13 protein-coding genes are annotated in these 14275 nt (G+C 57.9%); 5 read left to right on the top strand and 8 right to left on the bottom strand.

Annotated elements, in window-relative coordinates; translation table 11 throughout:
* The first annotated feature begins 68 nt into the window (after positions 1 to 68).
* Positions 69 to 1562 (top strand): MORN repeat-containing protein, encoded by a 1494-nt coding sequence (locus QWY83_RS10505; RefSeq protein ID WP_435404518.1) that lies wholly within the window; start codon positions 69 to 71, stop codon positions 1560 to 1562.
* Here QWY83_RS10505 and QWY83_RS10500 read toward each other — a convergent pair.
* Together QWY83_RS10500 and QWY83_RS10495 are read right to left on the bottom strand one after the other, a co-directional pair.
* Positions 1559 to 3085, bottom strand: a complete 1527-nt coding sequence (locus tag QWY83_RS10500) for a cryptochrome/photolyase family protein (RefSeq protein ID WP_249945924.1) — start codon at positions 3083 to 3085, stop codon at positions 1559 to 1561. The two genes, QWY83_RS10505 and QWY83_RS10500, sit on opposite strands and share 4 nt — an antisense overlap.
* Positions 3079 to 3723 carry an SDR family NAD(P)-dependent oxidoreductase gene (locus tag QWY83_RS10495; protein WP_249945925.1) on the bottom strand — a complete coding sequence of 215 codons (645 nt, stop codon included), beginning with the start codon at positions 3721 to 3723 and terminating at the stop codon, positions 3079 to 3081. The genes QWY83_RS10500 and QWY83_RS10495 overlap by 7 nt, the downstream gene beginning before the upstream one ends.
* 295 nt (positions 3724 to 4018) lie before the next feature.
* On the opposite strand from QWY83_RS10495, the gene QWY83_RS10490 reads away from it, so the two are divergent.
* Positions 4019 to 5578, top strand: a complete 1560-nt coding sequence (locus QWY83_RS10490) for a 2-isopropylmalate synthase (RefSeq protein ID WP_105235791.1) — start codon at positions 4019 to 4021, stop codon at positions 5576 to 5578.
* Positions 5579 to 5624: 46 nt separating this feature from the next.
* Positions 5625 to 6476 carry an MBL fold metallo-hydrolase gene (locus QWY83_RS10485; protein ID WP_249945926.1) on the top strand — a complete coding sequence of 284 codons (852 nt, stop codon included), beginning with the start codon at positions 5625 to 5627 and terminating at the stop codon, positions 6474 to 6476.
* Between the two features lie 37 nt (positions 6477 to 6513).
* Here QWY83_RS10485 and QWY83_RS10480 read toward each other — a convergent pair whose 3' ends face one another.
* Both QWY83_RS10480 and QWY83_RS10475 read right to left on the bottom strand, forming a co-directional pair.
* A complete protein-coding gene (locus QWY83_RS10480) occupies positions 6514 to 7884 on the bottom strand; it encodes an aspartate aminotransferase family protein (protein ID WP_249946243.1) in 1371 nt (456 codons plus the stop codon).
* Between the two features lie 116 nt (positions 7885 to 8000).
* Positions 8001 to 8477 carry an Lrp/AsnC family transcriptional regulator gene (locus QWY83_RS10475; protein ID WP_211096404.1) on the bottom strand — a complete coding sequence of 159 codons (477 nt, stop codon included), beginning with the start codon at positions 8475 to 8477 and terminating at the stop codon, positions 8001 to 8003.
* Positions 8478 to 8545: 68 nt separating this feature from the next.
* Between QWY83_RS10475 and argE the strand changes: the two genes are divergently transcribed.
* Together argE and QWY83_RS10465 are read left to right on the top strand one after the other, a co-directional pair.
* Positions 8546 to 9712, top strand: a complete 1167-nt coding sequence (gene argE / locus QWY83_RS10470; protein ID WP_249945927.1) for an acetylornithine deacetylase — start codon at positions 8546 to 8548, stop codon at positions 9710 to 9712.
* Between the two features lie 63 nt (positions 9713 to 9775).
* Complete coding sequence (locus QWY83_RS10465; protein ID WP_249945928.1) at positions 9776 to 10654, top strand: hypothetical protein; 879 nt, start codon at positions 9776 to 9778, stop codon at positions 10652 to 10654.
* A 17-nt stretch (positions 10655 to 10671) separates the two neighbouring features.
* On the opposite strand, the gene flgG is transcribed toward QWY83_RS10465, so the two are convergent.
* The 4 genes from flgG to QWY83_RS10445 all read right to left on the bottom strand — a co-directional run bounded on the left by flgG (position 10672) and on the right by QWY83_RS10445 (position 14266).
* Positions 10672 to 11439: a flagellar basal-body rod protein FlgG gene (gene flgG / locus QWY83_RS10460; protein ID WP_067550138.1), complete on the bottom strand. Its 768-nt coding sequence runs from the start codon at positions 11437 to 11439 to the stop codon at positions 10672 to 10674.
* 72 nt (positions 11440 to 11511) lie between these two features.
* On the bottom strand, positions 11512 to 12270 hold the full coding sequence (locus tag QWY83_RS10455) for a flagellar basal body rod protein FlgF (protein ID WP_249945929.1): 759 nt from the start codon (positions 12268 to 12270) through the stop codon (positions 11512 to 11514).
* 21 nt (positions 12271 to 12291) lie between these two features.
* Positions 12292 to 13569, bottom strand: coding sequence for a flagellar hook protein FlgE (locus tag QWY83_RS10450; RefSeq protein WP_249945930.1), 1278 nt, complete (start codon positions 13567 to 13569; stop codon positions 12292 to 12294).
* A 25-nt stretch (positions 13570 to 13594) separates the two neighbouring features.
* Positions 13595 to 14266 carry a flagellar hook assembly protein FlgD gene (locus QWY83_RS10445; protein ID WP_067550144.1) on the bottom strand — a complete coding sequence of 224 codons (672 nt, stop codon included), beginning with the start codon at positions 14264 to 14266 and terminating at the stop codon, positions 13595 to 13597.
* Positions 14267 to 14275: the final 9 nt, after the last annotated feature.

The following is a 14275-nucleotide window of genomic DNA, read 5'->3' as shown; positions in this document are numbered from 1 at the left end:
CCCTAGACCGTTGTATCGGCGGGCGGGCTCTATTAGCATCGCGCGGGCTGGAATAGGGAAAGTTAACGATGACTCGCAATCGGGCGCTATGGGGCGGTGCAGTTTTGGTTCTGTCGATGACAGGGGCCGTGGCGCAGGACGTTCAGACCAAACAATACGAGGATGGCGGCGTCTACGAAGGCGAATTCCTGAACGGCAAACAGCACGGGACAGGGATGTATCGCCTGCCCAATGGCTATGAATACAACGGCGATTGGGTCGAAGGCCGCATCCAAGGCAATGGCGTTGCGCGCTTCCCCAATGGTTCTGTCTACGAGGGCGAATTCGCCGAAGGTAAGCCGAGCGGCACAGGCAAGATCACCTTTGCCGATGGTGGCGTCTATGAAGGCGACTGGGTGGATGGCAACATCACCGGCAGCGGCATCGCCACTTATGCAAACGGTGTCATCTACGAAGGCGAATTCCGTAACGCGATGCACCACGGCACAGGCACCATGCGCAGCCCGAATGGTTACAGCTATGCGGGCCAGTGGGTGAACGGCGTCAAAGAAGGCTCTGGCACGATCACTTATCCCGACGGCACGATCTATGAGGGCCAGTTGGCCCGCGATGACCGCGAAGGTGACGGTAAGCTGCTGATGCAGGACGGCACCATCTACGAAGGCAAATGGGTCGCTGGTCAGATCGAGGGCATCGGTCGACTAGTCCAGCCGAACGGCGACATTTACGAGGGCGATCTGGTCGCAGGCCACCGCGAAGGCACGGGCACTGTGACTTACGCCAACGGTGATATTTATCAGGGCGGTTTCCACGATGACCGCCGCCACGGTCAGGGCACGTTCCGCGGAACGGACGGCTACGTCTATGTCGGCGGCTGGGAAGGTGGCGCGATGTCTGGTCAGGGCAAAGTGCTCTATCCAGACGGTTCTGTCTACGAAGGGCAGTTCGCAAACGACCTACCCAATGGCGAAGGCAAAATCACCTATCCAGACAGCTCGACCTATGTTGGCGGCTGGGTTGATGGCGTGATCGAGGGAACGGGCATCGCCACCTACGCCTCTGGCCTCGTCTATGAGGGCGAATTCAAGAACGCAAAAAACCACGGTCGCGGCGTAATGCGCTATGGAGACGGCTATTCCTACGACGGTGAATGGGCAAACGGTCAGCGCCATGGGATTGGCACCGCAACCTATGCCGACGGGTCCGTCTACTTTGGTCACTTTGAGAACGGCCAACGTCATGGACAGGGCAAGATCACCATCCCCGACAACCCCGCCACCGAAGCCGACGAGAGCTTTACCTACGAGGGTGAATGGCAGAACGGCGAGATTTCGGGCCAAGGGGTCGCGACCTACTCGAACGGCGATATCTATCAGGGCACCTTTGTTGCGGGTCGCCGTCAAGGGGATGGCACGATGCGCTATGCCTCGGGACAGATCGAAAGCGGTAACTGGGATCAAGACCTCTACGTGACCCGCGATGATGCCGCCCCTGCAGGTGATGTTGCGACAGGTGCGCCAGAGGCCACCCCAGACGCAGCCCCCGAAGCGCCCGCGAACTAAACGACCTCGCCCGCGTCCAGTCGGGCGAGCCACGTTTTCGCATCAGCTAGAACGGTTTCTTTGCGCGTGTCGTCCATTCGGTCCCACGTGCGATACATGTTCCCCATCCGTGCATTGCCCGCAAAACGGTCGCGGTGACGAATGAGGAAATGCCAATATAGCAAGTTGAACGGACAAGCGGTGTCGCCTGTTTTGTCTTTGACCTTGTAGTGGCAGGACCCGCAGTAGTCCGACATTCGGTCGATATAGGCGCCGCTGCTGACGTAGGGTTTGGACGCGATTACTCCACCGTCGGCGAACTGGCTCATCCCGATGGTGTTCGGGGCCTCGACCCATTCAAAGGCGTCGGCATAAACGGCCAGATACCATTCATGCAGTTGATGTGGATCGACCCCCGCTAAGAGCGCAAAGTTGCCTGTCACCATGAGCCGTTGGATATGGTGGGCGTAGGCCTCTGTTCGGGTTTGTTCGACGGCCTGAGACATGCAGTGCATCTTTGTCTCGCCACCCCAGTAGAGCCACGGCAGTTTACGATCATGGCCAAGCGCGTTGCGGGTCATGTAGTTGGGGCCGTGCAGGAAATAGATGCTCCGTACGTATTCCCGCCAGCCGATGACCTGACGAATGAACCCCTCCACCGCGTTGAGCGGCGCGGTGCCGCTGCGATAGGCGGCTTCGGCTTGTCTGCAGACCTCAAGCGGGTCCAAGAGGCCGATGTTGAGATACATCGAGATGATCGAGTGCCAGAGGAACTTTTGCCCCGTCAGCATGGCGTCCTGAAAGTCGCCGAATTTCGGCAGACCCCGCGCGATCCAGTGATCGAGTTGGGTTTGGGCCTGCTGGGCGTCGGTCGCGAACCAAAACGGGCGTAGATCGCCAAAGTTCTGACCAAAGCGATCTTCGACAAGGTCCAGAACCTCTGCCGTGATTGCATCGGGTTCAAACCGCAACGGTCCACTGAAATCGACGGCATCGGGCGCGGGTTTGCGGTTGTCGTGGTCGTAGTTCCATTGACCGCCCGCCGGCTGGTTGCCGTCCATCAACAGCCCCGTTTTGCGGCGCATATCGCGGTAGAAATACTCCATCCGCAGCGCCTTGCGGCCCTCGGCCCAATCCTCGAAATCGCGATGAGAGGCGATAAAACGGTCATCAGGGAACTGGTGCACGGGGATTGGCAGATCTTCGAGTGCTGAGATCAGCCGCCATTCGCCCGATTGTGTCGCGATCACTTCGGCAGCGTTATGTTCAGAGGCGCGCCGCAGAAGTTCCCCAGCGATGCTGCCCGCGTTTTCGGGATCATCCAGAGTGGTGTAGTCCACCTGCCAGCCCTCGGCCCTCAGGTGATCCGCAAACTTGCGCATTGCGGCAAAGATCAGGGCGATCTTTTTGGGGTGATGGGGGACGTAGGTTGCCTCGCCCATGACTTCGGCCATGACGACGACATCGCGGGACTTATCTGCTTCGCGCAGGGCGGAGAGGGTCGGCGAAAGTTGGTCACCTAGAACGAGGACGAGCTTTACCACGGCACGGTTGCCCCGTTGAAATCGTAGAACGACCCTGTTTGGTCTGCCCCTGCCCCGTCGAGGACGGAGAGTAGTGCGGTGGCAGAATCCGTCGGCGACAGTTTCTTTGCGGCATAGCCCGCAGTGAACGGCGTATCGACGGTCCCAGGGTGAAGGGCGAGGACGACTGAACCTTTGTGCGTTCGTTTCAGTTCCAACGCCGTGCCACGAATGATCTGGTTCACGGCGGCCTTCGATGCGCGGTAGGAATGCCAGCCGCCCAATCCGTTGTCCCCAATCGACCCAACCCGCGCAGAGAGGACACCGACCCGTCCCGATGGGGCAAGCAGTCGGGGAACGTGCTGAAGGATCAACGCCACGCCAATCGTATTCACCGCAAAGACCTGCGCCATCGTCTGCGCATCAATGGCCGACAGGGATTTTTCTGGCGCGGCACCGTTGGGGGCGAGGATACCCACGGCGATGATCACACGATCAAACGGCCCCTCAATGGCACCCAGAACACGATCAACCGAAGCAGGGTCGGTCACGTCCAGACCATTGTCACGACGCGATAGTCTGATGACCTCGCCATCAACTACATCGCAAAACGCGCGGCCTATGCCTCCTGAGGCGCCAATGATCAGGTTTCGTTTCATGCGCCAGAACTAGTCTACCCTGCCCCACTGTCCAGTTTTCCCCGACCAAAACGCGGGCATTCAATGAGCCAGAGCAAAAACGGGCAAAAACGCTCTTTCCCTCGCGGGAATCATGGGTATAGTCCCGCCCCATGACGCGCTTGGATCATATCACTCAGACTGCCCGCATTTGCGGTGCGTCGTCCTCGTGCGCCCTTCTACTCCTTAGCAGCCTCTGAGCGTGCCTTCCGGCGCGACCGCTCAGGGGTGTCTTAGCGTCGGGACAAAAAGCTAAGGACAGACAAGGAATTATGACATGACCAAAGACCGCGTGTTGATTTTCGACACAACCCTGCGTGACGGCGAACAGTCGCCCGGCGCCACCATGACCCACGAAGAAAAGCTCGAAATCGCAGAGCTGCTTGACGATATGGGTGTCGATATTATCGAAGCTGGCTTCCCCATCGCATCCGAGGGTGACTTCCGCGCCGTTTCCGAAATCGCTCAGCGTTCCAAGAATTCGACGATCTGCGGTCTGGCACGTGCGAACTTTAAAGACATTGATCGCTGCGCTGAAGCGATCAAGCACGCAGGCTCGGGCCGTATTCACACGTTCATCGGCACCTCGCCGTTGCACCGTGCGATCCCGAACCTGACCATGGATGAGATGGCGGATAAGATCCACGAAACGGTCAGCCATGCGCGGAACCTCTGTGACAACGTCCAGTGGTCCCCGATGGATGCGACCCGCACCGAGTGGGATTACCTCTGCCGCGTGATCGAAATCGCGATCAAAGCGGGCGCGACCACGATCAACATCCCTGACACCGTGGGCTACACCGCCCCGATGGAAAGCGCGGACCTGATCAAACGCTTGATCGAGACCGTTCCGGGTGCAGATGACGTGATCTTTGCGACGCACTGCCACAACGACCTCGGCATGGCGACGGCGAACGCGCTGGCGGCTGTGGCTGGTGGTGCGCGTCAGATCGAATGCACCGTCAACGGTCTGGGCGAACGCGCAGGTAACACCGCGTTGGAAGAAGTCGTCATGGCGCTCAAAGTACGCAACGACATCATGCCTTACACCACAGGTGTTGATACCACGAAGATCATGAATATCTCGCGCCGCGTTGCGACCGCGTCGGGTTTCCCTGTGCAGTTCAACAAAGCGATCGTTGGTAAGAACGCCTTTGCGCATGAATCTGGCATCCACCAAGACGGCATGCTGAAGAACAAAGAAACGTTCGAGATCATGCGCCCAGAGGACGTAGGTTTGGCTGGCACCTCGTTGCCGCTGGGCAAACACTCTGGTCGTGCGGCACTGCGGGCGAAACTGGAAACGCTCGGCTTTGATATGGCCGACAACCAATTGAACGACCTGTTCGTGCGGTTCAAAGACCTCGCTGACCGCAAGAAAGAAGTCTACGACGACGATATCGTGGCTCTGATCCGTCAGAACGACACTGTCGAGGACCACATCAAGTTCAAATCGCTCCGCGTTGTTTGCGGCACTGAGGGTCCGCAGACCGCTGACCTGACCCTGCTGGTTGGTGGCGAAGAGAAATCGGTTCACGCGACGGGCGATGGTCCGGTTGATGCAACGTTCAATGCGGTTAAGGCGATTTTCCCGCATGGTGGCCGTTTGGACCTGTATCAGGTGCACGCTGTGACCAAAGGAACGGACGCACAGGCCACCGTTTCGGTCAAGCTCGAAGAGGATGGTCGTATTGCGACAGGTCAGTCGGCAGATACGGACACTGTGGTTGCGTCGGCCAAAGCCTACATCAACGCGATCAACCGTTTGATCGTGCGGCGCGAAAAATCCGCTCCGGGTGATGACATTAAGAACGTGAACTACAAGGACACGATCTGAGGATATCGGGCGGCTTTCGGGCCGCCCTTTTCATAAGGGCTATAGCATGGACAATTGCGTCACTCTCCTCGGGACTAAGGGCGGTCCTGCAATCAGACCTGGAACCCCGATGCCGACCTCGATCTTTGTGCGGCTTGCGGGGCAAGTGATCCTCGTTGATGCGGGCCTTGGTGTGTCGCGGGCGGTTTGCGATGCGGGTGTCGCGCTGACCGACCTCGATGCGATTATCGTGACGCATATGCATTCCGACCATTATCTGGAGTTGGGACCGCTGATGCACACGGCGTGGACCGCTGGGTTAAAGCGCGCCGTGCCGATCTATGGCCCCGCAGGTCTGACGGCCTATTGGCAGGGGTTCCTTGCTTCGATGGAGGCCGATATTTCCCTGCGGATCGCGGATGAGGGCCGCCCAGCGCTAGAGCCTTTGGCCGATCTTCGGCTGCTGGATGCGGGGCAGTTTACAATCGGCAGCGTAACGGTCGAGGCGATCCGCAATCAGCACCCACCGCTGATCGACAGCTTTGCCCTGCGTCTGGCGGGTGACGGGAAATCGGCGACGCTTTCGGGCGATACGGCGCCAATCGACGCGATGATCGACTTTGCCAAAGATACCGACCTCCTCGTTCATGAAGCGATGCTGAGCGCGGGTATTGATGCCCTGTGTAAACGGGTTGGGAATGGTGACGACCGTCTGAGGGTGCATCTTGAACGGTCACATTCGCCTGCGGCTGAGGTGGCTAAAATCGCGACGGCGGCAGGGGTGAAACAACTCGCCCTAAATCACCTGATCCCGAGCGACGATCCTGATTTCACCTTGGAAGATTGGCACGCAGAGATCACACCACACTACAGCGGGCCGCTGTTTGTCGGGACTGATGGGATGACGATCCCGCTTTAACGAAAAGGGCCGCAGCGAACTGCGGCCCTGTGTCGTCTTAACCGAGCACTTCTTTGATCGAGTCGACGGTAGCCGCGACGATGGTATCCGCCTCGTCTTTGGTCAGGCAGAACGGCGGCGCGTAGCCGAGGATGTCGCCTTGGGGCATCGCACGCGCAATCACACCACGCGACGCCATCGCCGCAGAGAGCGACGGGCCGATTTTCTGCGATGGATCGTAGAAGGTGCGGCTATCACGGTCAGCCACGAACTCTACCGCGCAGAGCATCCCTTCGCCGCGCACTTCACCGACATTCGGGTGATCCGCGACGGCGGCTTTCATCTGGGCATTTAGATAAGCACCCATTTCGCCCGCGTTTTGAACGAGGTTCAATTCATCTAGCAGTTTGAGGTTAGCTACACCTGCAGCCGCGCCAATCGGGTGCGCAGAGTATGTCCAACCGTGACCGATGGGGCCGTTTTCGTCGGTGCCCTGCTCTAGCACTTTCCACATACGATCCGAGATGATCGAGCCAGACAGCGGCGCATAAGCAGACGTCAGACCTTTGGCGATCGTGATCAGGTCAGGTTTCAGGTCGTAGTGGTGCGAGCCGAACATGGACCCCAAACGGCCAAAGCCGGTGACGACCTCGTCCGCGATCAGCAGAATGTCGTGCTTTTCCAGAACAGCCTGAATAGCAGCCCAATAGCCAGCAGGCGGTGGGACGATGCCGCCTGTGCCCATGACAGGTTCACCGATAAAGGCCGCGATAGTGTCCGCGCCTTCGCGTTCGATCAGCGCTTCGAGTTCGGCGGCGCAATGTGCCGTGAACTGCTCTTCGGTCATGTTGACGTCCGGACGGCGGAAGTAATACGGCGCCTCGGTATGGATGACCTGTTCGAGCGGCAGGTCAAATTTCGCATGGAACAGACCAAGGCCCGTCAGCGACCCCGTCATCAGGCCAGAGCCGTGATAGCCGCGCCAGCGCGAGATGATCTTTTTCTTTTCGGGGCGACCGAGGATATTGTTGTAATACCAAACGAGTTTGATGTTCGTCTCGTTCGCATCCGACCCCGACAGGCCAAAGTAAACCTTGGACATGTGGTCGGGCGCACGGTCGAGCACCATTTTCGACAGGGTAACCGACGCCTCAGTCCCATGACCAACATAGGCGTGGTAATAAGCCAATTCTCGCGCCTGATCGGCAATCGCTTCGGCGATGTCCTGACGACCGTAGCCAACGTTCACGCAATAGAGGCCAGCAAACGCATCAAGGAGCTTTCTGCCGTCGCGGTCTTCGATGTGGCAGCCGTTCGCGGTTTTAATAATACGGGTCGGGGTTTCGCCGCGGGCGTGTTGGGCCAGGTGGGTCGAGGGGTGGAAAAAGTTCTCGCGGTCCCATTGGGCCAGTTGGTCGTTCGTTAGCATCGTCATTCCTATCGGGTAGAGTCGCGCGATATTGCCCGCGATTTGCCCGAGGCAGGATGAGAAATTCAGTGATGCCTCAGAAGATTCAGCTGCAAAACGTGCGCTAGACCCACAATTTAGTCTGCGAAGAGATGCAACGGTGGGAGGCCCCCGCCCTTGATCTGTTTGGTCACGATATAGGTGAAATAGCGGGCAATCCCGATCCGCGCCTCTAACAGATCGTCCATTGTCATTTGGTAGCTTTCCACATCGCGGGCCGCGACTTGCATCAGGTAATCATACCCTCCGCCTAAGGCCCAACAGTGGGTGATGTCGTCATGCGCCTCAATCCGTGCCTCAAACGTGCGGAAGGATGCAGCGGTGTGATCTGCCAGTTCAACAACGACAAAGACCGTCACCCAAGGGCCGAGTTTGCGCAGATTGAACCGCGCACCATAGCCGTCGATCAACCCCGCCTTTTCCAGTTTCTTCAAACGGTCCCAGCAAGGTGTCGGGGTCAAGCCGACCTTTTCTGCCAGCGCCGCTTTTGTGATCCTGCCGTCGGTGGCAAGGATGCGCAGAATGGCGATGTCGCGGTCGTCCAGCTTTATCATTCGAGCCTCGGCGAAAATGTGTCGCTTTCCTTCTACCGCGTCACGAAAGGTTCTGCCATGGTCGCGCCATGACTGATTTGCACACCACCCGCGCCATCCTTTCGGACCTCATCGCATTCGACACAACGTCGATCCTGCCGAACCGCCATTGCATCGACTACCTCGCGGCCAAGCTCGAGGATGCAGGTGCGCGAATTGAGATATTTGAGGACGAAACCGGCAAAAAGGCGAACCTCTGGGCGACGATCGGGCCAGAAGGGGACGGCGGGATCGTGCTATCGGGTCACACCGATGTCGTGCCGGTTGCCGATCAGGATTGGACAAGCGATCCGTTTGAATTGGTTGAACGGGATGGGAAGCTCTTTGGACGTGGCACTTGCGATATGAAGGCGTTTATCGCCGCGGCCGTCGCGATGGCGCCTGAGTTTGCAAAACACGCCACCGCCCGCCCTGTCCATTTCGCATTTACCTATGACGAGGAAACTGGCTGCCTTGGCGGTCAGGCCTTGGTCGAGGTGCTGCGCGAACGTGGCCTGCGCCCGTCTATCGGGATCGTCGGGGAACCGACCGAGATGCGGATCATCGAAGGCCACAAGGGGTGCTATGAATACACCACGCATTTCCACGGCTCCGAAGGGCATGGCTCGGCCCCCGACCTTGGCGTGAATGCCGTTGAATATGCGGTGCGGTTTATATCGAAGCTTCTGGAACTGAAGGACGCGCTAAAGTCCAAGGCGCCCGAAGACAGCCGTTTTGACCCGCCATGGACCACGATCAACACAGGCAGCCTGATCGGTGGCGTCGCGCATAACGTCATTCCGGGCAAGGCGACCGTGCAGTGGGAAATGCGGCCCGTTCAGGTGTCGGACGCGGACTTTGTTAAGGGTGAATTGGCGACCCACGTCGAGCATCTGAACAAACAGATGAAAGCCGTGCATCCTGATGCTGGCGTGCATACGCACACGATTGCCGAAGTTGTGGGCCTTGAACCCATGGCAGAGAACGCGGCGCGTGATCTGATCACAGAACTGACGGGCGCGAACGGCTGCGATGTGGTGCCGTTTGGAACCGAGGCGGGGCTATTCCAGTCAATCGGTATGGATGTAGTGGTCTGCGGGCCCGGGTCGATCGCACAGGCGCATAAGCCTGACGAATACATCAGTCTCGAGCAATTGGATCAGTGCATCACCATGCTGAAACGACTTTGTTCCAGACTTTCGACGTCGCGCCCCTAAACTCTGCTCTGTTTGCTTCGTTTTAGTGTCGACCTCTCACTTTTTGATGGAAGACGAGCAGACATGCAGACCAAGACTGATACGGCAAAGTCGCCGTCCCCGACCCCGAACGTTCCGACCCGCTTTTACACCACAGGCGATTTTGTCGATCTGATCAACGCGCTTCGCGAATTCGATCCGGGTGCGGCATCGCATACACTGGTAGGTTTGCTGCGCATGGCGAGCGAAAACACCGCGACGCCCGTTGAACAGACCGCTTTGCGCATTGCGGGTCTGGGTGACATCGAAGCCAAAACCTTTGTCCTGACGGATGCAGCCAAAGACCTGCTCTATGATTTCTCAACGGGTGACTATTCGGGCAATGTGCGCCCCGGTCGTTACCGCGAAAACGTGGCCGCGAAAGAAGAGGAAGCGGAAGAGACCGATTACCTCAAGACCGACGCGCCAGAACCCGTTGCCCGCCTGAACATCGGTGGCACCAACTATGTGATCGGCGAGCTTGCTGCTCTCGACATGCTGGCGTTCCGTCTGGAAAGCGGCGGCGAGTGGCATCACCTCAGCAACACCGTTGAAGATGGCTGGTCGTCAATTGCGGCTGAAATCATCGCGGCTACCCGTGACACCACCCGCGAATATATCCGCATGCACATGATCCACCGTCGCAACGTGAACGTCGGCGACAACATCCGCCTATTCGACCTCTATGGCTTTGAGTGGTTCATTCGCATCGACGACCAAGGCTGCTTTACCCACGTGGAAGGCCGCAACTGGGAGCCTGTGAACATCGACGGTCTAGATATCGAAGAGGACCTTGGAAAAATCGCGGTCAACGCAATTATGGTCGCCGTGCCAGACGCACGCGAGCACTTCAAAGATGACGTTGATCAGTGGGCACGTCGCATCGCGGCTGGCGCAATGGTCATGCCAGCGTTCAATATGTGAGACAGGCTGAGGGCGCGTTAATCGCCCTCTTCTGCCGCAGAGATCGATTTGGAGTTGATTTCATAGGCCCGCTGGGTCTCGATCATGTCGACGAGTTCTTGAACTACGTTGACGTTTGACGTTTCGAGCATCCCTTGGGTCAACTGTCCCAGACCTTCGGCTTGGGGTGTGGCCACGATGGGGGCGCCGCTCGCGAGCGTTTCAACAAAGAAATTTTCGCCGATCGGTTCCAGACCCCGCGGGTTCGGGAAGTTGCCCAATGTGATCTGACCAATTTCTTGGTTCTGTGTGTCACCCGGCATCACAACGCTGACGATACCGTCCGCCGAAATGTTGATCTGGTTCGCTCCTTGGGGGATCTGGATTTCAGGCTGAATGACGTAGCCGCTCGCCGTGGTGAGCGTGCCCTCTTGGTTCATCGAAAACGTCCCGTCGCGGGTGTAGCCGATGCGGCCATCAGGCAGCAGAACTTGAAAGAACCCCTGCCCGTTGATCGCAACGTCGAGAGCGTTACCCGTATCAGACAGCGCGCCTTGGGTATGGAGTTTGTCAGTGCTGACAACACGAACACCTGTACCGATGGCCAGAGCCGAGGTCAGGTTAGTGTTTTCCGATGTTTGGTCACCGCCAGGGCGCGACACTTGATACAGGAGGGATTCAAAATTCGCGCGGTCGCGTTTGAATCCCGTCGTATTAACGTTGGCAAGGTTGTTCGAAATGACCTGAAGCCGCGTCTGTTGGGCGTTTAGACCCGTCTTCGCGACGTGCATTGCATTGGTAGACATCTGGGCTCCTCTCGGTGGCTCACTTACCCTGAATGGTGCAAGCGCCGTGCCAGATGTCAGTGCAGAGAAATGTTATGCGGGGGCCCGCATAATTTCAGTACCTGCCTCGTCCAATTCCTTGGCCGTATTGATCATGCGCATGTTCATTTCAAAGGCGCGCTGAATGGTGATCGACGAAATCAATTCCTCAGTCGCATTCACGTTTGCCCCCTCAAGGACACCCTGACGGACAGAAGCCATCTGGTTCGGCTGCGGCAACGTCCCATCAAGGTTTCGGATCAGGCCGTCTAAACCTTTGGCCATTGTCGCGTTCGGATCAGGAACCACGGTTCCGATCGTCGCAATCTCGACAGTCTCGCCAGGAGCACCATCAATTGGTTCGATCACAATCTGACCGACCTCGGTGATTTGCATGGTCCGATATGGCGGCAAAGTGATTGGCGACATGTTGGTGTCGAGCACCATTTCGCCAGCGCCATTCACCAGCTGGCCAGCACCGTCCGTCCGCAAATCGCCGCGACGGGTAAGACCGACCTCTCCATTGCCTTCTTTCACGAAGAAGTAGCCGTCTTCCATGATCGCCACGTCGAACGGATCGCCTGTTTGGTCCATAAAGCCAACTTCGCTCGCAAAGCTACCAAACTCGGTCTCAGAGGCAAACATACGTGCCTCAAAGCTTTGATCGTCACGCAGCACATAAGAATTGGCTTGGGGAGGAAGATCGCGCCGGTAGCCCGGCACGTTCATGTTTGCGAGGTTTTGCGCCGAAATGGCCTGCAGATCCTGAACGGTCTGCATCGAGTTCATAAGGGTGTGAACCATACGATCCATAACGGCGTCTCCTTAGGTCAATTAGCTGCGGATTTGCAGGATGGTCTGCATCAGCGAGGACGATGTCTCCATCGCTTTTGCGTTCGCCTGATAGTTCCGTTGTGCCGAAATCAGGTTCACCAGTTCTTCGGTCAGGTCGACGTTCGAACGTTCGAGCATACCCGACTGAAGGCGACCAAACCCAGATTCACCTGCCGCAGAGAAGTTCGGACGACCCGAGTCAGAGGTTTCTTCAAAGCTGGTGTTACCGCCCTGACGCAGACCCTGCGGGTTTGCGAAGTCAGCCAATGCGATACGGCCAAGTGCAAGACGCGCCTGCGAACCGTAGCTGCCCCAGATCACGCCGCCAGCGTCAACTTCGAGGCTGGACAGACCGATTTCGCGGACGCCATTTTCCTGAACGCTCGCAACCGAGAACGGCAGATCGCGCAGACGCGAACCATCGGTGTTTACGATGTAGTCAACGCCAGCAAGTGCGAAGGTCAGAGGGGTCGTCGCGTCGACTTCACCCGCTTCGTCAAAGACCATCGTTGCAGGTGTCGTCGCGCCAGTCGACGGGTATTCGCTGCCGTCCACGAACAGATGCATCTGATATTCGGTGGTCGGATCAGTGGCGTCTGGGGATTTCGACCGAACGAAATAGGCCCGCGCTTCAATCGTTTGACCGTTCTCATCCATCATCGGGATCGGCGACGAGAATGCGTAGGTCGTCGGATTGGTGCTGTCGAAGGCATTGGTCGCTGGAACTGCGTCCTGCTGGCCGAGCATATCTTCACCGCGAGGCATATTTACCGCAAGGTTAATTTCGGTCGTGCGAGCAACTTCACCAAAGCTCAGCGGGATCGAAACAGGGCTAAGCGATTGCGCTGACATCTCAAGAATACTGCCATCATCGGCTACAGGGTAAGCCAGCAGTGCACGACCCGAGCTATCCGCAACCAGACCCTCCGCATCGATCGAGAACGCGCCGTTACGGGTGTAGTTGATGTCGACGACCTCATCACGGTCGGACAATTGCGGCGATACCGCAAAGAAGCCCGCGCCCTGGATCGCGATGTCGAGGGTCTGACCCGTGGCAACAAAGTTACCTTGACCGAACTGGGTCGATACGCGGGACAGGTGGGTACCAGAACCCGTCACCGTGCGGAACGCGTTCATCGGAGCCGAGTAGTAGTCATCCGAAAATTCAGCGCGGCTTTTGCGGAACGCGTTTGTTCCCGCGTTCGAGATGTTGTGCGATGTGGTGGCGATGTCCGATTGTGCTGCCATCAGGCCGGACAGGGCGGTGGTCATACTCATGTTTCAAAAACCTCCGGTTATAGGATTAACGGAACGCTGTGACTTCGGTCGTATCGAGGGCTCCGTAATCCTCGACGAGAAGAGTGATGGTGTCGCTAGACGGTCCGCCCAAAGCGGAGTCGACGCGTGCAAAGACCGAAGCCGGAACACTGATCGTTCCGTTTTCGGTTTCGGCCATGATGGACACGCGAACCTGTCCGTTGACGGCCTGAATGGCGGCAGGAACCTCGTCCCAGCCGAATTCGATCATGCCACCGACCTGCGCGCCCAGTTCTTGGACGTGGATCGGTTGGTTGGTGTTGGGATCGGTGTAGGTGACGGTCATCGACGACACGTTCGACGACAGTTCAGCCATCCCGTGAATTTCACCCTGATCGTCGACCCGCGCCATGTTGCCAGGGACCAGAACAGAGTGACCCAGTAGGCTAGCCGCCGTCGACACGCGATTACCGCCGAGCATATCGCCGAGCGATGTGACCGACGCGTTCACACGGTCGATGCCCTCAACGGTCGAGAACTGCGCCATCTGTGAAATGAATTCGGTGTTGTCCATCGGGGACAGCGGGTCTTGGTTCTGGAGCTGGGTGGTCAGCAGAACTAGGAACTCTTGTTGACCCAACGAATTGGCCTGTTTGTCAGTTGTGACCTGACCCAAGTTGCCGGTGTAGAACGGGTTCGAACCATCAATCGTCGTCATCTTGTCGGC

Source organism: Marivivens donghaensis (assembly GCF_030410045.1).
In the GTDB taxonomy this organism is placed as follows: Bacteria; Pseudomonadota; Alphaproteobacteria; order Rhodobacterales; family Rhodobacteraceae; genus Marivivens; species Marivivens donghaensis.
This window is presented reverse-complemented; position numbering and strand designations above follow the sequence as displayed.